The sequence below is a fragment of the Lentzea terrae genome, assembly GCF_003265345.1.
Classification (GTDB): Bacteria; Actinomycetota; Actinomycetes; order Mycobacteriales; family Pseudonocardiaceae; genus Lentzea; species Lentzea terrae.
In genome coordinates this window covers 417,005-439,663 of sequence record NZ_QFWW01000001.1, presented here as the reverse complement: position 1 = coordinate 439,663, position 22,659 = coordinate 417,005, and the positions used below count along the sequence as shown (strand labels likewise).

Genomic DNA, 22,659 nt, shown 5'->3' with positions numbered 1-22,659 from the left:
CCGTCCGCGTCCGCAGGGCGGCCACACCCGGCTCGCGGTACGGTCGGCAGCCGTGAGAGTGGTCGTGCTGTCTGACACCCACGCGCCGCGGTTCTGGAAGCGGTGCCCGCCTGCCGTGGCCGCACATCTGCGGTCCGCCGACCTGATCCTGCACGGCGGCGACGTCTGCATCGCTTCCGTGCTGGACGAGTTGGCCGAGTACGCGCCCGTGGTCGCGGTGTGCGGCAACAACGACGGGCCCGACGTGGTGGCGTGGGGTGCGCCGGAGACCGTCGAGTTCGAGATCGAGGGCCTGCCGGTCGCGATGATCCACGACAGCGGGCAGAAGACCGGCCGGCTCACGAGGATGCGCCGCCGGTTCCCCGCTGCCCGACTGGTCGTGTTCGGACACTCGCACATCCCGTGGGACGAGGAGGAGAACGGGTTCCGCGTCTTCAATCCCGGCTCGCCCACGGACAAACGCCGTCAGCCCCAGGCGACGATCGGGCTGCTGGACGTCGTGGACGGTGCGCTGCTGGACGCGCGGATCGTGCCGGTCAGCTGAGCCCAGGCGGCCAGTCGGGGCCCCAGCAGCTCGTAGACGAACGGGTCGAACCCCATGCCGGTGTGCGTGCTGTGCACCTCGACGCACTCGGCGTACGGATCCTGGCACAGCTGCCACGGCACGATCCCGTCCGAACGCGAGAAAATCGAGATCGCGGGTACTCGCAACGGTTCGGCGAGCGACTTGATGTGCTCCTCGAAGCACGGCCCCTGCATGCAGTCGTCGTCGAGCAACCCCGGCACGCCAGCGGAAGCCAGCCGGGCCAGGAACCTCGCGATGCGCATGACGTTCGGGTGCGCGCCCATCGGGTCGAGCACCGGACTGCCCAGCATCACCAGGCCGTGCACCAGATCGGGGCGCCGGGCGGCGGCTAGGCGCGCGATGCCGCCGCCGCGGCTCTGGCCGAGCAGCACCACCGGACGACCGGTGCGCTCGGCGTGCTTCTCGGTGGTGCGCAGGACCCTTGCCAGCAGTTCGGCGGTGCAGCCGACGGTGAACCCGACTCCGGCGGAGGCCGGTCGGTAACCGCGTGCTCGCAGCCACGAGGCGGCCGGCGACAGACTCATCTCACCCGCGCCGAAACCTGGCACGAGCACCACGCCCAAGCCGTTGCCCTGGCTCGGATCGCCGCTTCGCCACACCGGATGACGCAGCAGCCTCGGCACGTCCCACAACGCCCTGACCACGCTCTCGCGTGCGGCGGATCGCAACCCGTCGAACATGCCATTGGATTACCGACTATTCGGCGCCTAAACCGACTCCTCGTCGCGCACCGAGATGCTCCTGAGGGAGGCGTGTCCCGGTCGCCAGACGGTCGACACGGCCACGTACCGCGCGACGATGTCCGGTCCATAGGTTCTGCCGTCCACGCTGAACGTGACGGTGTGCGGCGGAACCGCGCCATCCGTCCACTTCAGATCGACCTGGACCTCCCGCACCGCACCGAGGTCGACGACCATGCGGCCGTCGCGCCCCGGCGTCCACGCGGTGCTCCGGTTCCCGTCGACAGCGGCGGCCGGATCGCTCATCCCCGGTGGCAGCACGGAGTTCGGGAACGTGACACGCCCGAGCGCGCGGTCGTGGAACGGGAACGGCGTGGCACCGGGGACGGTCACCGTGCGGTCTGCTTTGCCGAGCACGATCGACAGTTTCGTGCCGTCGCGGTGGACCAGCGTGAACCTGGCCGGGCCGCCGCGGAACGTGACTCGTCGTGCGTCGTGCACGATCGCCGTGACGCCTGCGGGGATGCCGCGCGCGGTGAACCACGGTGCCTCGATCCGGGCGGTGGCGGCGGCCAGGGTGAGCGCGTATTCGGTGCCGTCGGGTGTGGTGCGCTGGGTGCCTCGGTACAGCCGGGTGCCGTGGAGGCGGATGGTGCCGGTGACGTCGGCGTTCGACAGGTTGAAGAGGGTGAGGAAGCCGTCGGCTGTGCTCGCCCGCACCGAGGGAGGACATTGTGGTGGCGGTTCCGCCGCAATCGCCCTGAGGTCAGCACGAACGTGGCCTTCGACGATTCCCGAGGGGACGGTGATCGTGTCGCCCTCCACCACGATCGGCTCGCCCGACCGCGCGACGAACCCCGCCCGTCCGTCCACGTCCAGCCAGCCCACCGTGCTGAGGTCCGGCCGCGGGTACTCGGCCGCCGTCGTCCATCCGGCGCCGTCCAACGAGGTCTCGATCCGGTATGCGCCCGCAGCCGCTGTCTCCCAACGCAACCGCACCCGGCTCACCGTCGCGGCAGCTCCCAGGTCAACAGCGAGCCAGCTGTCGGCGCGGCCGCGTTCGGAGCGTGCGACCGCCCAGCGCGTGGCCGGATCACCGTCCGTGGCCTTGGCAGGCTCCCTGCCAGGATCGAATGACGACGCCGCGGTCACCTGTGCGCGAGAGCCGTCCACCTCGAAGTCGAACAACGAGTACCCGTACGTGGGATGCGGCCTGATCCCGACCATCCGAACGTGCCGTGCGGACACCGCCGGAAACGCGATCTCGTCGACCCGGAACGCCTCACGCGCCTTGACCTGTACCCGGCCCGCGGCACCCGTGTACGTGCGGGACCCGGTGAGGCCCGGCATCCCCGCCATGGCCAGGTTGTGCACGTCCACCCGGCCAGGCCGGGGGAGCGCGCACACGACGGTGCCGGTCGGCAGCGTTGCGGTACCGGCGAACCCGTCCGCGAACGTCAGCAAGCTCGCCGTGCCGTCGAAACCGTCCCGAATCTCCTGATGTACAACGGCATTGCGCTGAGTGACAGCAGAGGACGGCAGCAGCATCGGCGTTGCGCCGCTGATCTTGAACAGCCAGTCGTCGTGCGCCGGCTGCCAGGCGAACTTCGTGAAGCCCCGCTTGGTCACCGTGCCCGCCCACGCCGCCGCGGACTGGTGGGCCAGCAGACCCGGCTCGGCACCGTGGTCGATCGCCAGCGCGGCGCGGGCGAAGAAGTCCGGCGCCGGAGCCACCGGCGGGCGCAGTTCGTGCAGCAAGTAGCTGATCGCGAGCTCCGCGCGTGCCTCGGGCTCGTACTTGGCCTCACCGGAGAACTTCGCGAGCCGGTGCACCGGCGGATGTGCCTGGTAGGCGAGCAGCCGAGACGCGAGTGCTGCTTCCGCGTGCGCCGCCATCGGGTCGCGCAACACCGTCGAGCGGAACGCGAGCGGGATGACGTCGCGGCCGTACAGGTGCTCACGGTCGTCGACCATCGGCATGAGCGGCTCGCCGGCGTCACTCATGGTGGCGAGAATGGTGCGCCACAACAGCTCACCGTTGGGTTGCTTGACGAGTACCTCTGGTAGCGGACGGCCCGCGAGCAGGAAGTGCACGGCGTTGCGGCCCGACGTGCGCCACAGCTCCGACTGGTAGTGCGGGCCGAACGAGCCGTGGTTCTCGACGATGAACGTGTCGTGGAGGTTCGTGGCGATGTTGGCCGAGATCGGCACTCCGTCCACTGTGGAGGGATTGGCGAGGTCGGCGGCCGGCAGCCCGGCCTCGTTGCGGCTCCACCGGCCGAACGCCTCGCGCCAGCCGGGTCCGTCGCCGTGCCAGGCCAGGCCGGGAGCGATGGCCTGGGCGTAGACGCCCATTTCCTCCAGCTTGGTGTCGCCGCGGTAACCGCCCGTCAGGCCGTTCGGGGTCCAGCTGCCGGAACGCGGGTCGTTGCCGGTGCCGAGCGACGTCGTGTAGTCGGCCTGGCCGCGTGCGATCGCCTCGACGTTCGAGCGCGTTGCCGCGTCCAGGTCCGGCCAGAGCAGGCGCGCGGCGAGCACGAAGTACGACTGGAACGTGGTGTCCCAGAACAAGGTCTTGCCCCACTCGGTGCCGCCCGCGAGCACATTGCTCGCGGCGAAGTGCTTGATGGTGGCGAGAGTGTGCTGGCGCAACACGTCTTTCTCGATGCCCGCCAGTGCCGCGTCGTAGTTGCCGCGGGTGAGCAGAACGGCGTTGCCGAGCACGACCGCGAACCCGAAGTCGGTGCGCCGGTACCGGCCCGCGACCGGGTCGTACTGCGTCTCGGCCCACCTCGTGTGCCGCAGCAACACTTCGTAGTAGGTGTCTTTCACTTGAGCCAGCGAGACGTGTGGTGCGGCAGCCAGCAAACCTGTGGCGTACAAGAACTGTCTGCGACTTATTTTGGGATTGATCAGCACGCGAGCACCGCCTCCGCCCAGTCCGCGTGGTCGAAGTTGCGGCCGTCGCCACCGTCGGTGACGCGCAGGCTCAGCATCCGGACGCCGGTGACGTCCACGTCGATCGGGATGGCTGCACCTTTGCCCGTCAGGACACCGCTGTCGTACAACGGTTTGTCGTCGCCGTACACCTGGAACGCCACCGAACCCGGTTCGCTGGTCTCGTCGTCGAGGCCGATCTTGGCGCCGAACCGCTCACAGCCGCGGCCGAGGTAGACCTCGACGTTGGACGGTGCGTGCACGCCAAGGCCCTTGGCGTACGTGACGCCACCGATGGAGAGCGGGCCGCCGTCGCCACCGGAGCTCTCGCCGTTGGAACGATCGCGTTCGACCGGGCCCCACCCGTTGGTCTCGCTCATGAACGGCAAGCCGCTCACCTGGGCGCCGTTCGCGGGTACCGGTGGCGGCACGAACGCCCGCACCGCCTGCTCGACGTGCACGCCGGCGAACGTCGCGACGATCGGCACGTCGACCACGCCGATCTGCGTGCCCACCCGCAGCTGCCACCGTCCGCTGATGGACTCGCCCGGCGCGAGTTTCCGGCGCTGAACAGCAGGGCCGGAGACCGTCCACCCCTCTGGTGCCACCGCCTTCAACACGACATCCCGGATCTCCTGCGAGCCGTTGGTGAACGTACCGCCCACCTCGAGCGTCGAGCCGACCGGAGCGTCGACGGACGTGGGGGTGACGGTCAGCGTCGTCTTCGGCACCTGGCGGATCGGCTGGTCGCACGTCTGCCGCCCTGGCCAGTCGCGGCAGAGAACCGCCGCGAACCCGCCGTTGCGCCGCACCGGGACGTCGAGGGTGGCGGTGTTGCGCAGGATCTGCCGGTCGCGCACGACGTCGCTGCGGTCGGCGGGGTCGCGGACCGTCTCCACCAGCCACTGCCCGCCGCCGAGGAAGCCCAGCTGGGCCTTCAGCGTGCGTTCCTGGGTCGCGATGCCGCCGACGAACCACCGGTCGCCGTTGCGGCGCGCGACGACGGCGTGCGTGTCCGGGTCGCCGTCGAGCAGCCGCGTCTCGTCCCACACGGTCGGGACCTGGTTGAGGTAGCGCAACGCCTGCGGATGCCGGTCGTACGCTTCGGGTTTGTCGGCGAAGTGCGTCCAGCCCGACTCGTACACGACCGGCAGCGCGGTCTCGTGCGCGATCGAGGCCTCCTTCGTGCCGGTTTCGAGTGACACCGGCGTGTAGTCCATCGAGCCGGCGACGTTGCGGGTGAAGAACTGCACGGGGTTGTTCGCGGCGGGCGGGTAGTTCTCGGCGCCGCGCACGCCTTCCATGGTCAGCACGTGCGGCCAGGTGCGGGCGAGGCCGTGCGGGATGGTGGAACCGTGGAAGTTGACCATCAGCCGCAGGTCGGCCGTCTTCTGCAGAACCGCGTCGTACCAGCGATAACGGGCCTGCGAGTCGGACTCCATGAAGTCGAGCTTCACGCCCTTGGCGCCCCACCGCTTGATCCTGGGCAGCACGGTGTCGCGTTCCTCCGGCGTGTCGAGGTCGCTCCAGCGCAGCCACAGCAGGATCTCCACGCCCTGCGCACGGGCGTAGCGGATCAGCTCGGGCACCCACTGCGCGCTCCAGCCCTCGTCGACCAGCGAGTACTCCCAGCCGTTGCGGGCGGCGAAGTCGACGTACTGCTTCTGCCGCGCGAAGTCGCCAGGGCTGGAGTGCTCGCTCAGCCACGACCAGGCGACCTTGCCCGGCTTGATCCAGCTCCGGTCTTGGTGGCCTGCGGGGGTGGCCAGGTCGTCCACCAGCGTGGACGTGCTGACGGTGGCCAGATCACCGACGATCGCCGTGCGCCACGGCGTGGTCCCGGTCGACTCGACCTGGGCGTCGGCGAGCACGACCTGGAAGCCGGTACCGGTCTTGCGCAGCCTGCTGCCGGAGTAGCGGCCGTCCACATCGGACTCGGTGAGCAACGCGAAGTCGCTGCCGGTCTGGAAGAGCGACGGGTAGCCGAAGTCGCCGGTCGCCGCACCCGCGGTCGTGCGCACGCGGTTGGCCTCGTACCAGGCGTTGTAGGGGAGCAGCCAGGCCTTCGCGTCGGCGGCGACGGTGAAGCTCGACGCCTCGCCGGTGACCGTGGCGGCGTCCGGCAGCACGTAGCGGTAGGCGACGCCGTCCGGGGCCGCGCGCACGACCAGGTCGAAGGTGCCGGTGGAGTTGCGGAAGCCCAGCCGCGTCTCGGTCATCCGGGTGGCGCGCTGCAGCCGTTTGCCGTGCGGCATCTCGTAGCGCTCGATGACAACGCGGTCAGAGCGGCCGGTGAACGTCAGGTCCCTGGTGAGGTCGGCGGTTGTGGTCGTCAGGCCGACGGGTGCGGGCTGCAGGACGGTTCTGCCTTGTCGCAGCACGGCCAGCGTCACGTTTTCGCTGTTCAGGGTGACTTTGGCGGTGACCTGCCCTGGTCCGGCGACGGTCCAGGACGACGGTGCGGCGGTGGCGGGCACGGCGGGCAACAGCAGGGCGAGCACGAGCGCGAGCAGTCGTGACATCGTTGTCAGCTCCCAGTGTGAGACCGCTCTCATCGTGTTGGGACCGAATCGTCCCGGTCAAGAGGCTGATGGTTATCAGTCGATTTGCGGACAGATGAAGAGATCTTCATCTTGGTCTCATGCAGGACTCGGACTCGACCGGCAGGCTCAGTCGCATGCTGCCGTCCGCCCGCACCGGCACGGTCCTCGTGGCCGTGCTCAGCGTGGCGTGCGCGGTCGCGGCTGTGCTGCTCGTGCTGACCGTGGTGCGGCCGGTGCCACCGGACGTGCGCACGCCGGAGGTCCAGATAGGACGCTCAGTCTCCCCGGCGCCCACGTCTGTGCCGACTCCTGCGCCGACCCCTGCCCCCACTTCCGTGCTGCCGCCGCCACCGCCGGTCGAAGACGACGAGGACGACTGACGTGCCCGCACGCGTGAAGATCATGTGCTGGCTCCTCGGCCTGATGACGCTCGTCCTCGCGACCGTCGTGGTCGTGGTGTGGCGGTTCCTGCTGGTCGACGTCGACGACCGGCTGAACCGCGCCCTGGAACAGGAAACGCGGGAGTTCAGCAGCTACGCCGAATCCCACACCGGTGACGCGCGGGCGGTCGCCGAGGCCCACATGCGCCTGCAGTACCCGGACGAGCACGAGGTCCGCCTCGCCGTGCCGGTGGCCGGCAAGCCGCTGGTGCAGCGCTCGAACATGACGTACGCGCTGGAGGACGACCGCGCGGCGCTGGGTGTGATCACGTCGTCCGGCGCGTCGTGGGGTGTGGTGGCCACGTCGGCCGGTCCGTTCCGCTGGGCGAAGGTGCACGCGGTCGGCGGCTCCGAGCTGTGGTTCGTGACCGGCTACTTCGAGGACGGCGTGCACGCACCGGTGCTCTCGACGGTGCGGGTGCTCGTGCTGGTGTCGCTGGCGGGCCTGCTGATCGCGGCGCTGATCGCGTGGTTCGTGGCCGGCGTGATCCTCGTGCCGGTGCGGATGGTGCGGCACGCCGCCGCGGAGATCACCGAGGACGACCTGACCCGCCGCATCCCGGTGTCCGGCAACGACGACGTCGCCGCGCTGGCGCGCCAGTTCAACTCGATGCTCGACCGCCTGGAGCGCTCGTTCCGGCTGCAACGCCAGTTCTTGGACGACGCCTCGCAGCGTCGCTCACATGACCACGATCTCGATCTCCGGGCCGAGCTTGGCGCCGCCGAGCAGTTCGAGGTCGTCGCCGCTCCAGAACTTGCCGGGGTCGTACCAGTTGGGCCTGCGCTTGGGCAGCAGCCGCATCTCCTCGTAGGTCACGGCCACGATCTCCGCGCAGAACGCGCTCTCCAGCGTCGCCTCTCCCTTGGGCCGCAACGGAACCCGCCCGCGCATCCAGCGCGAGGCGAGCTTGGCGGTCGACGGGAACGGCGTGCCGTCGAGCCGCGCGACCGCCCTCAGCGCGGCGTCCTCCATCTCGCGCGTCACGGGGTGATCGAGCTGCCGCAGCCACGCCCGCTGCTTGTACTTGTCGTGCCACGTCACCACGGCGTCGCGCAGGTCGTGCAGCTGGGCGCCGCGCTGGTGCGTGCCGGTCCACATGTCCTTGAGCGACTTGCCGAGCTCGGCGTGCCACATCAACGGCGGCAGGTCGTCCAGCACGATCGCCATGCCCACGTGGTTGACCGGGCTGTTGGTCATGGTCTGGATGGCCCGGTCCGCGGCGCTGCGGCCGCGGAACACCCACACGTCACCGGTGCGGGTCATCTCCACGGCTCGGTCCAGTGATGTCGCCATAGCGCACTAGCCTAGGCACATGAAGCTGTGGAAGGTGATCGGTCTGGCCGCATTCGCGGGCGTGGCGGCGAGCGGCGTGGTCGTGGCCCGCAACCAGCGCCGCCGCGCCGCCTACACCCCGGACCAGGTCAGGGAGCGTCTGCACGAACGGCTGGCCGAGGCGTCGCGCGAACGTTCTGGGTGAGGAAGAGCGCCGCGCGGTCGAGCGCGTCGCCGGCCTCGTCGAGCACGCCGGTGAACGTCTGGAACACGTGCGGCACGTCCGCGGTGACGTTGCATCTCCTGGACGGATCTGCGTGCCTACCGGCTGACGAGTTCCTTGGTCCTGCTCGGGATGAGCCGGTACGCCACGAGCGAGGCGAGCGCCAGCAGTCCGGCCGCCACCAGCGACGTCCCCTGCATCGCCTCGGTGAACGTGCCGGTGCGCGCCCACGCCGACAGCACGGTCCCGAGCACCGCGATGCCCAGCGCCGCGCCCAGCTCGTACGCCGTTTCCGACACCGCCGAGGCCGCACCGGCCTTGTCCGCGGGCACGGCCGACACGACCGCGTCGGTCGTCAACGTCAGTGCTAGTCCGACGCCGGCGCCGATGATCACCAACGCCACCGCGATGGCGGCGTACTCCGCCGAGAACCCGACGATCGCCAGGCCGGCCGCGCTGACCAGCAGGCCGAGCGCGATCGCGCGGCCCGCGCCGAGCAGCCGCACCACCGGCCCGATCACCACGATCACCGCCATGCCCGCGATGCCGAGCGGCAGCTCCCGCAGACCGGCCTGCAGCGGCGAGTAGCCCAGCACGTTCTGGAAGTACTGCGACAGGAAGAACACCAGCCCGGTCAACGCGAAGATCGCGATCATGCTGGCGCCCACGGCGCCACTGAACGCCGGTTTGCGGAACAGTGCCACGTCGAACATCGGGTGCTTCGAGGACTGCTGCCGCCGCACGAACAACCACAGCCCGGCCACGCCGACGAGTCCCGCTCCCAGTGCGCTCCAGGTCGGACCGACCAGCGCGACCTCCTTGATCGCGTACACCAGCGGCACCACGCCGACCGCCGACAACGCGGCCGACACCAGGTCGAACGGGCCGGGGTCCGGGTCGCGCGACTCCGGCAGCCACCAGGCGCCGAACACCAGCAGCAGCGCCATCACCGGCAGGTTGATGATGAACACCGAGCCCCACCAGAAGTGCTCCAGCAGCGCGCCGCCGACCAGCGGGCCCAGCGCGGCGCCGGCCGTGGCCATCGCCGCCCACACGGCCACTGCCCGCGTGCGTTCGGCGGGGTCGGTGAACAGGTTGCGGATGATCGACAACGTCGACGGCATGATCGTCGCGCCCGCCACGCCCAGCAGCGCGCGAGCCACGATCAGCCAGCCGGCGGACGGGGCGAAGGCGGCCAGCAGAGAGGCTGCTCCGAACCCTGCGGCGCCCGTGAGCAGCAGTTTCTTGCGGCCGATGCGGTCGCCGAGCGTGCCCATCGTGACGAGCAGGCCGCCGAGCACGAACGAGTAGATGTCGCCGATCCACAGCACCTCGGCCGCGGACGGCGCCAGTTCGTGCTGGAGCGCCGGGATGGCCAGGGCCAGCACCGTGCCGTCGACGGCGATCAGCAACAGGGCGAGCGCCAGCACGCCCAGAGCTGCCCACTTCCGCATGAGATCCCCCTTAGCCGACCATCTGGTCCGTTAGCTAACGTACCGTCTGGACGGTCGGTTAGGCAAACGCTAGGTTGATCACATGCCCGGAGAACAGCGCAACGCGCCCCGCACTCGCCGTGAAGTGATCGAGGCGGCTGCGCGCGCGTTGATCGCGCACGGGCCGAACGTCAGCCTTGACGCGGTGGCCAAGGAAGCGGGGGTGTCGAAGGGCGGCCTGCTGCACCACTTCCGCAGCAAGCAGGCCTTGCTCGTCGGGCTGATCGACGAGTGGTTCGACCGGTACGACGCGATCGTCGTGAGCCTGCTCGAACCGGAGGACATGCCGGGCCGGTGGACCCGCGCGCACATTCGTGCCACGTTCACGCCGGACGATCTGTGGTCTCACCCGTCTGTCGTAACGGCCCTGCTCGGCGTTCCGGAACTGCAGCAGCGGATGGACGTCGCCGCGACCCGCTGGCGTCAGCAAACCGATTCCGACGGGCTGCATCCACAACGTGCCGACCTGATTTCCCGTGCACTCGACGGAGTGACGCTGGCGGATCTGCTGTGGCGTGATCAGGAGACGCCCGAGGAGCGGCAGCACACCCGTGACCTGCTGCTGAAGCTCACCGAGCAGTCCGGGCCGCTGGTCTGAGGTTGTCCACCGAACGTTGTCAAGTGGAACAACTCTGACACCGGACAACGAGATCTGCGTACCGTCGGAAGTGGTTGCTGCACTCCGGGGGGAAGCAAATGCCGATCGTGTTGTCCGAATCCGCGCCCAAGGGCCGCGGGTTGACGATTCTGTTCGAGTTGGAAGATCTCGCGCGAACTCGGTTCGCGTCGGCACCGCTGCCGATGTACGAGCTGGTGTTCACCGTGCACAGCGGTAGCTGGGACCGCCTGCTGCTCCCGCAGATCCGCCCGCTCGCCGAGCTGGTCCGGCCCGGACGGTTCATCCCGGACTTCTTCAACTCCGCGCGCGCGGACTTCGACGAGGCCGTGCGTCAGGTGCTGGACGTGCCGTCCACACGGGTGCGTGACCAGATCGCGAGCATGCTCGGCACGACGTCGCCGTGGCTGCGGTCGTTCGCCGCCGGCACGCCGACCTCGCGCCAGGACCTGCGCTCGGCGCTCAACGCGGGCTTCCGCGACCTGCTGGGCAACAGCTGGCACGAGACCCGCCAGGCGTTCGACGCCGAGGTGCGGCTGCGGTCGTCGCAGGCGGTGTCGCGCGGGCTGGGGGACCTGCTCGGCCACCTGCACCCGTCGATCTCGTGGACCTCGCCCGGGCTGCACGTCGAACTGTCCTGGGACACCGAGATCTCGTTGCGCGGCACCGGGATGCTGATCGTGCCGGTGCTGCACGGGCTGACCCGCCCGGCGGTGTCGATGTTCGCCGAACCGCAGCCGCTGCTCTTCTACCCGGTGGCGACGCCGCAACCGAGCGGCGCCAGCCTCGAACTGGCCCTCGGCCGCACCCGGACGCTGGTGCTGCGAGCGCTGACGTCCGAACGCACCACCACCGAGCTCGCCAAGCACGTGGGCATCAGCCTGCCCACTGCGTCGCAGCACGCGACCGCCCTGCGCACCGCGGGGTTCGTGTCCACCCACCGCAACGGCCGGTCGGTCCGTCACCGCCTGACCAGACGTGGCTGGGAACTGCTCAACTAGAGGTGGGAGGCCCGCATGACCGCGCTGCCGCGGTACCGCACCGACCCGAGCCCGCGCGCGCTGGCCACCCGGCTGCGCGCCCTGCTCACCGCCCGGGTTCCCGTCGCCTGTGGTGTCTACGCGGGCCTGTCCGCTCCCGTTGAGGCCTCGCCGCTGCACGCCCGGATCACCCACGCGATGGCGTCGGCGTTCGTGACGGGTACCTCGGCCGGCGTGCCGCGCTTCGAACCGCCGCCGTCCGCCCAGCTGCGGTTGCTGACGGCGGCGAGCTGGGGACGGCTCGACGGAGTGGGCGCGGACATGACGTCGTTCCCCGTCGACCTCGCCTCGGAACTGTGGTGGCGGGTGCACGAACGCGCTGCGGGCTCGCTGCGCACGGCCGAACGCCGCGTCGCCTGCGACCTGTTGCTGCGGCTGGGATATCCGCAACGCGCGGCGTCCGTGATCGGGCTTTCCGTCATCGACGCGCGGCGGCACGTGCTCTCACCCGAACTCGCCATGGAGGAACTCGCCGTGTTGCGCTGCCACGTGCCGGCCTCCGTGGTGGAAGCGATGGCGTTGCGGGGCGCGCGGTCCGGGCTTCCCGCTGCTGTGCGGCTGGAGCTGGCGTTGTTCGTGGCGTTCCGCTGTGCCGCTCGTGGTGCCGACTCCACGTCTCTTCAGGCCGCCGCGGCACTGGCGGTGAAGGCGTCGTCGGAGCTGCCGCCCAACGGGTTCGCCGGGACCCTGTGCCGGGCGCGGCTGCACCGGGCGATCGCCGCCGTTCCCTACGTGCGGCGCGACATCGGTGAAACGCACCGGCTGCTCGGGCGGGCGCTGGAGGCTCTGACGTCGATCGCGCCGAGTTCTGAGGCGGATCAGCTGGCGTGGGCCGACGAGGCCTATGCCCTGCACTGTTTCCTGGTGCAGACCCACCTCGCCGTCGGGCTGGGGCAGCGCGCGGTCGGGTACACCGACGAGCTCGTCGCGCTCAGCCCCGGTGACGACCGGACCTGGGCGTTGCGCGGCGACGCGTTGGCGGCGTGCGGTCGCTTCGAAGACGCTGTTGCTGCTTACACGCGTGGTGTGTCGCTTGGTGGCTGGGGTGCGGCGCGGGCGGCTTACCTCCGGGGGCACGTGCTGGACCGGCTCGGGCGGGTGGCCGAGGCCGCTGAGGACTACGTGTTGTCGCAACGCATCGACCCGGCGGCGTTCGTGTTGTCAGCGAGCGTCGGCGGTGACCAGCAACCTCAGGTGCGCGCTGAGCCAGCTGCCCGCGGCCGGGGCGTCGGCGAACGCCGTGACCTGGGCCGCCGCCGTGCGCAGGCCCACGCGGTGCAGGTGCGCCCCGACCTCGCGCGTGCGGGCGAGGAGGCTGTCCGTCAGGTTGTCCAGGCCTCGGTGCGCCGCATCGGCTGACACCAGCAGTGCGCTGTCGACTGCCGCGCTCAACTGGTCGGAGATGCTTGTGCCTGGCGGTAACGGTTGCGGGGTGGTGTTTGTCGCCAGGTCGAGCACCACTACGCCTGCCTCGGTTCTGACGGCGACCGGATCGATGACCAGGGTGCCGCGGTGTCTGCGGACGGCGCCGGTGATCGTGGTCGGGTTGGCGCGCAGAGCGGTGGCCAGCGCGTCGAGGGCGTGCGGCGCCACGGCACGGTGGGTGGCCTCGAGGAGGCACTTGCTGCCGTGGTGGAGGAGGACAGCCGTCAGACGTTGCGCCGCTGGGTCGTAGGCGATGTCCGTCACCTCCGTGACCCGGACCGCGCGGACCAGCTCCGCCTCGACCCTCGCCCGCACCTGCCGCGGCGGCAGCTCAGTGAGACGGTCGGCGGCTGCGGCGTAGTCGTCGATCACCAGCGCCCGCGGCAGGTCGTCCCACGACGTGCCGATCGGCGTGAGCGAGGTTTTGGCGACCCTGCTGGTTTTCAGCGTCACCACGCGGCTCGCGCTTCGGGTCGCCGACTCGGAGACGACGTTCGACGCGGCCAGCTTCTGGCTCGTGCGCAGGGCGGTGTCGCGTTGCACCAGCACCACGTCGCCCGAGGCGAAGTAGACGTCTGCCGTCGTGGCGCTGCGCAGGCGGGCGCCCAGAGCGGTCAGGCGGACGCGGCGCAGCGGGGTCTCGGCAGGTTCGTCGAAGCCGAGGACTTCCGCACGCGGGCCTGTCGCGGTGGTGCGTGCGTGGAGTTCGGTGAGCAGCGCGGCGAACTGGACCGCCTCGTAGTCGGCGCTGCGCCGGCGGTAGGCGGCCAGTTGGGTCAGCAGGTCGGTGATCACCGCGGCCGGCCAGTGCAGGCGTTGGGCGGTCAGGTCGCGGTGCAGGCGTTGCCACGCGACGTCCAGGACCTCGCTCGCGTTGGTGGCGCCGTCCAGCAGCAACTGGTCGAGCAGGTCTGTCACCGCGGTCAGGTCTGTTGCTGTGGTGGGGGATCCGCCCACGTCGACGGTGTCCGTGGCGTGTGCGTCGGCCTCGCGGAACGCCCAGACTGCCAGCGCGGTCGCCTCGTCGCGGTTGACCGCGTCCGTGTGGACGTAGGACAGGTCGCCGGGCACGAGGAACGTCACGGTGCAGGTGGGCAGCTCGGCTTGCGCGGTCTGGTCGGCGGCGGTCGGGCGGCGGAGCTTGGCGCGGTAGCCAGCCTGGAGGACGCGGCGGGCTCGGCGCAGGGTGCGCTCGCCCATCAACGCCGTCAGGTCGTCGTCGGTGAACGTGCCCGGCGACCACAGTTCGGCCTGGGTGCTGGAGTTGTCAGTGCGTTGGTAGGCGAGGACGACCGCGATGCGGTGCCGGCAGACACCCGCCGCGCCGCAGCTGCACTGCGCCGCGTCCAGTGCGGTGCCGGGTGGCAGGGTGGTCGTGGTGCCGTCCGGGAACCTGCCCTGGACCGTGCCGCTCGGGTCGGTGTCGAGCGCGGGGACGGCACCCGCGTCGAGCTCCTTGATCGCGCGTTTCACGAGGCCGCGGTTGGCCAGTGCCGCGAGCGCGTCCGGGGTCAGTGCGAGCAGGTCTGGTCTGGTCACGCGAGTTTCTCCGCAACGAATTCCGCGAGCTGGCCTGGGGTCATCGCGCCGACGTGGGCACCGGCGTTCGCCAGGCGCTGGCCCAGCACGCGGTCGTAGTTCGGGTTCGCCTCCTCGTCGAGCGCCGCGAGGCACAGGACGTGGGTGCCCTGCTCGCACAGGCTTTTCACGGTGCGCACGAGGTGGTCGGGATTGCCGCCCTCGTAGAAGTCGCTGATCAGCACGACGATCGCGCGGCGCGGGCTGTCGACGAGGCTCGCCCCGTACGCGGTGGCCTTCGCGATGTCCGTGCCGCCGCCGAGCTGCACCTTCATCAGCAGCTCGACCGGGTCGGTGACGTCGGAGGTCAGGTCGACGACGTTGGTGTCGAACGCGACGAGGTGCGTCTTCAGGCCCGGCAGGCTCCACAGGCAGGCCGCGGTGACGGCCGAGTGGATCACCGAGCTGGTCATCGAGCCCGACTGGTCGACCAGCAGGATCACCTGCCACTGCTCGACGTGCTTGCGGGTGCGGGAGAAGAACTTCGCGTGCTCGATCGACAGCTTGCGCTTGTCCGGCTGGTAGCGCTGCAGGTTCGCCCGGATCGTGGCGCGGAAGTCGAAGTTGCGCGAGTTGCGGTGGATGCTCGGCCGGCGCGACCTCGTGCCGCTGAACGCCTGCCGCACCTCGGTCTTCAGCTTCTCCATCAGCTGCCGGACGACTGCCTCGACGATCTTGCGTGCCATCGCGAGGACGGCGGGGTTCATCAGGTGCTTGGTCCGCAGCACCGCGCGCAGCAACGCCGGGTTCGGCTCGATTCGTTGCAGCACATCGGGATCCGTGACGACATCGGTGATCTCGTAGCGTTCGACGGCGTCGCGCTCCAGCCGTTCGATCGTCTCCCTGGGGAAGAGCCGGTGCACCTGGTCGAGCCAGTCGACGGTCTGCAGCAGCGAGTCCTCGTTGCCGCCCTTGCGCACGCCGCGTTCGGCCAGCTCGGGATCACGCCCGTAGAGCCACTCCAGCGCGGCGTCCCGCTGTGCCCCGTCGCCCTGCAGGCTGCCGGTGCAGCGCGTCGCCGGTTCGCCGAGGATCAGCCGCCAGCGTTCCATGTCCGTCATGCCAGGCCGCCCTTCACCAGCAGTGCATCGACGCGCTTCTCCACGGCCAGCGCCTCCGCCACGACCAGCGGATCGGTGGTGAGGCGGGTGACGTTCCGCGCATCGCCCTCGACGCCGCGGTGCCGCAGGACCGTGGCCGCGATCGTTTCCCGTTCCCTGGGCGGGAAGTAGGTGAAGGCGAGCCGCAACGCGGGCAGCGCCACCAGGAACTCCTCCTCCGTCATCGCGCTGACCAGTTCGTCCAGCACGCCGACCAGCTCCGGGCTCGCCAGCACCTCTTCGCGGGCCACCGCGAACAACCCGGCGAGCCAGTCGCCGAGCGCCTCGATGCCGCGGACCTTGCGCACGTCCGGCTGCGTGCCCAGCGTCCACGCGAGCCCGAGCGCCGCACCCCGCAGATCCGGTGGCGCCTGCGCGTCGTTGCTCACGCGGGTCGCCACGCCCGTGACGTCCACTGTGTCCAGTGACAGCACTGCTTTCGCGTGCAACACCGCGTCTCTGGTCGCCGCCATCGCCCGCAGCCGGTTCGCGTCGGCCGGTGCCGGACCGCCGTGCAGGCCCTCGATCAGCCACAGCACCCTGGTCGTGCCCGTGTCGATCACCGCGCCCAGCAACGGGTCCTTGGCCGTGCCGAACAGCCGGTCGTGCCGCCACAGCCCGAGCACACCGGTCAGCACGTGGCCGAGCGCGGCGAGGTCGCCGGTCTCCCGGACGCCTTCGTTCAGGGATTCCTTGACCCTGCTGGACAACGTCGTGATCCCGCACAGCACCGCGTCGAACAGGATGCCCGCCAGCTGTGCCAGGTGGGCGTGCCGCGACTGCCGTTCGAGCGCCACACCGGCCGCTTCCTCCAGCGTGGCACCGTTCTCGGCGGCCTCGATCAACGCGGCCAGCCGGTCCTCGACCGGCGTGAGCGTCCACTGCTCGTCCAACTGCGGCTGCGCGCCCTGCGACGGCCCGCTCGTGCGCTCGAAGCCGGGAACCCCGAGCACCCGCAACCGGTGCAGGATCCTGCTGCGCTCCAGGGCGTTCGCGTCCGTGAGGTCGAGCGCGATCCTGCCCTCCTGGTCGAGCCCGTGCACCCGGAGCAGCTCCTGCACGGCGTTGACCAGCGGCGGCGCCGGCGTGTCCGGGTGCAGCCGCCCGACCCGGTCACCCCGCAGTGCCGCGATCATCTCGACGAGCGCCGGATGGGCGCCGGGCTGCAGCGTGCCGCGCCGCGTCCACGGCGGCGGCTGGGTGAGGTCCTCGGAGATCAACGCGCTGGTCAGCCCGTCCAGCACGTCGGTGCGCGCAAGGTTTTCGTGGCCGCGCAACCGGGCCAGCGCCCCTGCCTGGGTGTGCGCGGCGATCAGGTCCGCCGTCGACACCGGCTGCTGCTTGCGGCGCAGCCGGGTCGCCACCGACTCGATGAGCCAGTCCGCCGCTTGCTGGGCACCGTTCTCCCAGACCTGCTGGTAGTAGCCGGGCGACGGCATGCCCGACTGGTAGCCGGTGAACGCGTCCAGCCGCGCGTGGGAGTACGGCACGAGGTAACTGGCGCCTCGCTCGCGGTCAGGCACTTCCGGCCAGTCGGTACTGCCCTCCAGCTTCGCTTTGAGAGCGGGCGTGTGGAAACCGCCGGTCACCACGACGACCGGTTTTCCGTTGGCGTGCTTGACCGCCGCACGCACCCAGCGCGCCATGTACTCCTCGCGCGCCGCGTCTCCGTCGTCCGCGGTCGCCGTACCGCGCAGCAGGTCGAAGTACTCGTCGAGGCCCGCCGGGTCCGGCTCGGACTCGAAGAGGTGGTCCCACAGCACGTCGACGTTGTCGACCGCGAACTCCCGGCACAGCCGCTCGACGACCTCGGCGTACCGCAGCTCGGCGTCCGCGTACCGGTTGGTGACGTCGTGGAACGCCCGGTGCCACGCCGGCAGGTCGATGAACCTGACCTCGGCGTGGTGGCGGCGCGCCGCGGTGATCGCCACCCACTCCGGCGAGTAGTCGCAGAACGGCGACCACGACGCGTGCTCGTCCGAGTAGCTGAACAACGCGACCGGCAGCTCGTGGCCCAGCAGCAGCTCGTCGATGCGCTCGTTGAAGTCGGCCGGACCCTCGATGAGGACGTACGCGGGCTGGTGTTGCTCGATGGTGGCGGCGACCAGCCGGGCACAGGCGGGACTGTGGTGCCGGACGCCGACGAACACGGCCCCCATCAGCCGGGCAGCAGGTGCCGGGCCTGGTGCAGCTCCTGCCACTGCTTGCCCCTGCGCCGCGGTGCGTGCTGCTCCAGATACCTGCGCAGCCGGGCCAGGTCCTCGGCGTTGTCCTTGGCCGCCGTGCCCGCCAGGCACTCGACGACGTCGGCCGCGGTCCCGGCCTCACCGCGCAGGAACCACCCCCGCAGCCCCACCGCGTGCGCCACCGACACCGCCTCTGCCGTGCTCATCACGGTGGTGAGCCGGTCGTTGCCCTCGCGCAGGTCGCGGAACGTCCGGACGAGCACCTCCAGCACATCCCGCTTCGGTGCGAGCTGCACCCCGGAACGCTCCAGCAGCTTCGCCGCCTCCTGCTCGACCAGCGCGAGCTCGGTGTCGAAGTCCGCGATCGGGAACACCGTCTCGAAGTTGAACCGCCGCTTGAGCGCGGCGCTCATCTCGTTGACGCCCCGGTCGCGCGTGTTCGCCGTCGCGATCACGTTGAACCCGTCCTGCGCGAACACCATGCCGTCCGGCCCGTTGAGCTCGCCGATCGCCATCACGCGGTCGGACAGCATCGACAGCATGCAGTCCTGCACCTCGAGCGGGCAGCGCGTGATCTCCTCGAACCGCACGACCTTGCCCTCGGCCATGCCGCGCAACATCGGCGCCGGCACCAGCGACCGCGGCGACGGCCCTTCCGCCACCAGCAGCGCGTAGTTCCACGAGTACTTGATCTGGTCCTCGGTGGTGGCCGCGCCGCCCTGGATGGTCAGCGTCGACTCACCGCACACCGCCGCCGCGATCAGCTCGGACAGCAACGACTTCGCCGTGCCGGGCTCGCCGACGAGCATCAGGCCTCTGCTGGTGGCCAGCGTGACCAGTGCTCTGTCCACAAGCGACGGATCGCCGACGAACTTCTTGCTGATTCCCCGCTTTTCGTCGCCCACCACGAACTTGCGCGCGGCTTCCAGGCTCATTGCCCAGCCCGGCGGCTTGGGCGCGGTGTCGCCGTCGCGGAGCCGGGCGAGCTCGTCCGCGTAACGGACCTCGGCGGGCGGGCGCTGCATCGTCTGCGTGCTGGTCATGACTGCAGGGACTCCAGTTCGGAAAGGAGCTCGGAGAGGGTGATCGGGTCGATGTCGAAGGTGCTCGGCGCGTCCTTCGGCGCGGACCAGTCACCGCCGCCGCTGGGCGAGAACCAGATGTCGGGAAAGCTGATCTCGGGGTACTCGTCGACGGCACCGACCACGATGCCGGGTTCGAGGGAGGCGACGAGCGCGCCGCCGTGCGGGAACGGCCTGGTGATCCAGCACTCGACGCCGGAGTCCTGGGGCTCGCCGCGGACCCAGCCCTTCTTGGTGAGGCCGAGGACCTTGCCGATCGGGAGCGTCACGTCGCAGTACTTCTTGAGGGTGGGCAGCAGGTCCTCGCTCGATGTGACGAGGTGGACCGGGCGGCCGAGCTGCGGGAACGGCTGGAGGATCTCGTAGTCGGCGAAGACCTCGCCCCACGCTTCCAGGCAGTCCTGGAGGTCCACCGGGTGTGCCACGCGGACGGTCGCGTTGTCGGGGAGGGTGAGCTCGTCGTCGCTCGCGCCGGCCAGCGTGCGGTCTTCGGCCAGCCGGAAGGACAGTCCTCCGTCGGTGATCCACACCAGGCGACGGACCAGGTGCCACAGCAACGGATGCGCGGCCAGGACCGTGTGGAACTCCTCCGCGGTCCAGGTGCGCTGGTTGACCATCGCGCGTTCGAGGCGCTGGATCTGGTCGGACGCGACCGTGCGGACGTCCTTCTTCAGCGCCGTGTAGCGCTTGTGTTCTTGCGGGGCTTTGGCTTGGTCGTCCTTGGCGCCCGGCTTCGGCAGGTCCTTGCGGCGCTTGCCGTCCGGGTCCAGTACGAAGGGCTTCAGGTGCTCGTCGAAGCCCACGGTGAACTGGCGCGGGCCGTAGTCGATCACCAGGGTCGCGGCGTCGTCCAAGCCGAGGCGCGGGACGAGCCGGTCGGACAGCTGGTCACGGGACAGGCCCAGCTCGGCGGCGATCTGGGTGACCTTCTCCTGGGCCTTGTTCTTGAGGCCCTTGAACGACACCTTCTCGGCGATGCTGTTCAGGTGGGACAGCGCCACCTCGGTGCCGATGTCGGCCAGCACGTCGAGACCCGCGACCGCCCGGGAGTGCTGGCTCTCGCCCGGCCAGTTGCGGATGAGCGGCGACAGGGCGCGAACCGTGCTGTCGTCGCCGAACCAGCCGAGCGCGCTCAGCGCCCAGCTCTCCTTCGACGGCGCGCCGGCCTTCTGCCACTGCTCGAACACGGCCCAGGCGAACTCGGCCAGCGATTCGCGGTCCAGTGCCTCACGGGCGATCGGCAGGCCCGCGTAGATCTCGCCCGGCTTGGACAGAGCGGCGGTCATCAGCAGGTGCTTCGCGGCTTCCGGTGACAGGGCGAGCTTGCGATCTCTCATCAGGACCTGGGGCAGCAGCCGGGGGTCGGCCCACTCGCCGATCGTCGGCAGCTTGGCGGGCAGCACGTCGAGCGGGTCGACGGACAGCACGACGTCGATCACGGCTTTCGCACCGCACTCCGCGGCGATCGTCACCACGTCGACGCCGATGCCGTGCAGGTACCTGATCGCGGCCTCGGCGCTGCGCCTCGCCACGCCCGCCTTGCCCGCGGCCGCCGGGATCAGGAGCCGCGCGGCCTGCTCGCGGTGCCTGGTGAGCCACGCGATGCCCCAGCGCCGCGGCTGCTTGGTCCTGGCGAACCAGTCGGCCATGATCGCTGCTGTTTCGACGGTGGCGAACGGCAGCAGGATCACCCCGCCTGAGCCTGGGTTCGACTGGGCGAGGCGCACGAGCGGAGCCAGCGCGTCGATGCCGAAGCGGGCGGCGAGCCGCTTGCCCCACTCCTCGACACCGTAGGCGTACCTCGGCTTCCAGTCCGCGAGCAGCGGCCGCACCTGGTCTTCGGGAGCTACGAGGAAGAGGTCGTTCTCGTAGTAGCCGACGTTGCCCGCGCGGAAGTCCTTGAGCAGCTCCCGCCAGTCGTTGTGGCCCGAGATCCAGTCGCTGCCTTGCTCGAGCCACTGCTCGCGTTCGCCTGGCTCCCAGTTTGTCGACGCAGTCGGAACTGGCAGATCTTCGAGTGTGACCGGCTTCGCCTGCGGACGGCGGCTGAGCCACGGGGGCGAGGCCAGCAGGGGTGGTAGCTGGTCCTCGGTGGCTTCCGGCAGGGTTTCTGCCTTGTCCTCGGCGAGGAGCGCTGCTACCTGTTCGGGTACGTCGAGGTGCGGGTGCGACAGCAGGTGTGCGGTCAGGAGCCGCTTCATTTCCGGTTGATTTGCGCGTTCTGCCAGCAGTCGGGCGGCACGTGCCGGGAAGTTGGCCATCGCGGACAGCAGCGCCGGGTGCACGTACTTGGTGTCGAGGCGGTCGAGCAGGATCGTGAACGCCTCGTCGGTGGGCAGGGCCGCGAGGACCTTCAGCACCAGCTTGCGGCTGTCCGCGGCCTGGTACTCGCTGTCGAGTTCGTCCGCGAGCATCGGCGCGATGGACGGCCCCAACACGTACACCGCCGTGTAGAGCGCGAACGCCACGCTGGGCAGCGACAAACCTGTTTTGCCGAAGTCGTCGTAGCTGCTGGCACTGCACGGCACCAGCCACCAGCTGAACGGGTAGGACTGCCGGGACTGCCGGGCCACCTCGTCGAACCAGTCCGCCCGCCAGGGCAGCAGGAACGACCGCACCTCCCGCTCGGAGGACGTGCCGCACATCCCGGCCAGCACGGTTTCCGCCTCCTCGCGCTGCGCGTCGTCGGCGACCGCGAGCGCGTACCGGACGGCGATCAGCATGTGCCCTTCGGTCGCGGTGCGGTCGACGTGGAAGCGGCCGTGGTGGCGCAGGTGGGTGTTGGTCCACTTCTGCCGCCGCTCGTGCCAGTGCTGCTCGAACGAGGTGCCCATGAACCCGACGGTCGCGACGGCGGCGAAGGCCACGCCGTGGTCTTCGATCCAGGCGTGCACCGACTCCAGCCCGGTGTCCGTGATGGTCGCGATCGCCGCCGCGCCCAGGGGATCCGGTCGGCCCGCCAGATGGTCGCGGGTGGCCTCGACCAGGTCGGGGGCGGTGCCCTGGGTGGACAGGGCGCGTTCGATCGTTTCGGCGTGTTCGAGGGTTCGCCGACGGGCTTCGGCGGCTTTGGCCTGGTCGAGGGTGAACTCCGGGGCCGGGGTGAAGCCGCGCTGCCGGATCACGTCGCGCAACCAGGCTTTGGGCATCACCCAGGTGTTCTCGTCGGCAGCAGGCTCGGTGGCTTGGGTGAGGGTGGGCGCCGTGGCTCGGGTGACCGGCTGGGTGGCCGGTGCCGGGTCGCCCGCCTCGACGCTCTGGTAGCCCTTCTTCTCCTTCTCCGCCACCAGCTTGGCGACGTGCGCCGCGGCTGCCTCCGGGGACGCGAGGTCCTTGGTCTGGGTCTGGCCTGCTGTCTCCAGCCGTCCGAAGCGGACGGTCACCGAAGACCCGTCCTGGCCGATCTCCCAGAACTTCGCCGAGTTGCCGGAGACGAGCTCCCACCTGTGCATTGCTC

The 22,659-nt window shown here is 70.3% G+C and carries 16 protein-coding genes and 2 pseudogenes; 7 read left to right on the top strand and 11 right to left on the bottom strand.

The window, feature by feature from the left end; translation table 11 throughout:
* Positions 1-52: 52 nt before the first annotated feature.
* The gene (locus DI276_RS01920; RefSeq protein ID WP_112261490.1) at positions 53-544 is read left to right on the top strand and encodes a metallophosphoesterase family protein; all 492 of its coding nucleotides are present in this window, start codon (positions 53-55) and stop codon (positions 542-544) included.
* Here the strand turns inward: DI276_RS01920 and DI276_RS01915 are convergent.
* The 3 genes from DI276_RS01915 to DI276_RS01905 all read right to left on the bottom strand — a co-directional run bounded on the left by DI276_RS01915 (position 466) and on the right by DI276_RS01905 (position 6,725).
* Entirely contained in the window at positions 466-1,266 is an 801-nt protein-coding gene (locus DI276_RS01915; RefSeq protein WP_112261489.1) for an alpha/beta fold hydrolase, read from the bottom strand. The genes DI276_RS01920 and DI276_RS01915 overlap by 79 nt on opposite strands.
* A gap of 27 nt (positions 1,267-1,293) precedes the next feature.
* Entirely contained in the window at positions 1,294-4,098 is a 2,805-nt protein-coding gene (locus DI276_RS01910) for a discoidin domain-containing protein (RefSeq protein WP_232836385.1), read from the bottom strand.
* 80 nt (positions 4,099-4,178) lie between these two features.
* On the bottom strand, positions 4,179-6,725 hold the full coding sequence (locus DI276_RS01905; protein ID WP_112261487.1) for a glycoside hydrolase family 97 catalytic domain-containing protein: 2,547 nt from the start codon (positions 6,723-6,725) through the stop codon (positions 4,179-4,181).
* Between the two features lie 119 nt (positions 6,726-6,844).
* Between DI276_RS01905 and DI276_RS01900 the strand changes: the two genes are divergently transcribed.
* A complete protein-coding gene (locus DI276_RS01900; protein ID WP_112261486.1) occupies positions 6,845-7,126 on the top strand; it encodes a hypothetical protein in 282 nt (93 codons plus the stop codon).
* A gap of 153 nt (positions 7,127-7,279) precedes the next feature.
* Here DI276_RS01900 and DI276_RS51785 read toward each other — a convergent pair whose 3' ends face one another.
* A complete protein-coding gene (locus tag DI276_RS51785) occupies positions 7,280-7,489 on the bottom strand; it encodes a hypothetical protein (RefSeq protein WP_232836384.1) in 210 nt (69 codons plus the stop codon).
* On the opposite strand from DI276_RS51785, the pseudogene DI276_RS53345 reads away from it, so the two are divergent.
* Positions 7,410-7,754: pseudogene (locus DI276_RS53345) on the top strand (two-component sensor histidine kinase); the annotation flags it as partial. The gene DI276_RS51785 and the pseudogene DI276_RS53345 sit on opposite strands and share 80 nt — an antisense overlap.
* 111 nt (positions 7,755-7,865) lie before the next feature.
* On the opposite strand, the gene DI276_RS49675 reads toward DI276_RS53345, so the two are convergent.
* Complete coding sequence (locus DI276_RS49675; RefSeq protein WP_157984462.1) at positions 7,866-8,480, bottom strand: hypothetical protein; 615 nt, start codon at positions 8,478-8,480, stop codon at positions 7,866-7,868.
* Positions 8,481-8,499: 19 nt separating this feature from the next.
* Between DI276_RS49675 and DI276_RS50710 the strand changes: the two genes are divergently transcribed.
* Positions 8,500-8,664, top strand: coding sequence for a hypothetical protein (locus tag DI276_RS50710; RefSeq protein WP_198680404.1), 165 nt, complete (start codon positions 8,500-8,502; stop codon positions 8,662-8,664).
* A gap of 116 nt (positions 8,665-8,780) precedes the next feature.
* Here DI276_RS50710 and DI276_RS01885 read toward each other — a convergent pair whose 3' ends face one another.
* Positions 8,781-10,136, bottom strand: a complete 1,356-nt coding sequence (locus DI276_RS01885; protein ID WP_112261484.1) for an MFS transporter — start codon at positions 10,134-10,136, stop codon at positions 8,781-8,783.
* Positions 10,137-10,218: 82 nt separating this feature from the next.
* Between DI276_RS01885 and DI276_RS01880 the strand changes: the two genes are divergently transcribed.
* The 3 genes and pseudogenes from DI276_RS01880 to DI276_RS53220 all read left to right on the top strand — a co-directional run.
* A complete protein-coding gene (locus DI276_RS01880; RefSeq protein WP_112261483.1) occupies positions 10,219-10,773 on the top strand; it encodes a TetR/AcrR family transcriptional regulator in 555 nt (184 codons plus the stop codon).
* A 98-nt stretch (positions 10,774-10,871) separates the two neighbouring features.
* Positions 10,872-11,792, top strand: coding sequence for an ArsR/SmtB family transcription factor (locus tag DI276_RS01875; RefSeq protein ID WP_112261482.1), 921 nt, complete (start codon positions 10,872-10,874; stop codon positions 11,790-11,792).
* 15 nt (positions 11,793-11,807) lie between these two features.
* Positions 11,808-12,848: pseudogene (locus DI276_RS53220) on the top strand (BTAD domain-containing putative transcriptional regulator); the annotation flags it as partial.
* A 144-nt stretch (positions 12,849-12,992) separates the two neighbouring features.
* On the opposite strand, the gene DI276_RS01865 reads toward DI276_RS53220, so the two are convergent.
* From DI276_RS01865 to DI276_RS01845, 5 genes are read right to left on the bottom strand one after another with little or no spacing between them, the layout of a single operon-like run.
* Positions 12,993-14,795 (bottom strand): SWIM zinc finger family protein, encoded by a 1,803-nt coding sequence (locus DI276_RS01865; RefSeq protein ID WP_112261480.1) that lies wholly within the window; start codon positions 14,793-14,795, stop codon positions 12,993-12,995.
* The gene (locus tag DI276_RS01860) at positions 14,792-15,895 is read right to left on the bottom strand and encodes a VWA domain-containing protein (protein ID WP_112261479.1); all 1,104 of its coding nucleotides are present in this window, start codon (positions 15,893-15,895) and stop codon (positions 14,792-14,794) included. The genes DI276_RS01865 and DI276_RS01860 overlap by 4 nt, the downstream gene beginning before the upstream one ends.
* The gene (locus tag DI276_RS01855; protein ID WP_112261478.1) at positions 15,892-18,093 is read right to left on the bottom strand and encodes a DUF5682 family protein; all 2,202 of its coding nucleotides are present in this window, start codon (positions 18,091-18,093) and stop codon (positions 15,892-15,894) included. Before DI276_RS01855 ends, DI276_RS01860 begins: the two co-directional genes overlap by 4 nt.
* Positions 18,093-19,163, bottom strand: a complete 1,071-nt coding sequence (locus DI276_RS01850) for an ATP-binding protein (protein ID WP_198680403.1) — start codon at positions 19,161-19,163, stop codon at positions 18,093-18,095. Before DI276_RS01850 ends, DI276_RS01855 begins: the two co-directional genes overlap by 1 nt.
* The gene (locus DI276_RS01845; protein ID WP_112261477.1) at positions 19,160-22,654 is read right to left on the bottom strand and encodes a DUF4132 domain-containing protein; all 3,495 of its coding nucleotides are present in this window, start codon (positions 22,652-22,654) and stop codon (positions 19,160-19,162) included. The genes DI276_RS01850 and DI276_RS01845 overlap by 4 nt, the downstream gene beginning before the upstream one ends.
* Positions 22,655-22,659: the final 5 nt, after the last annotated feature.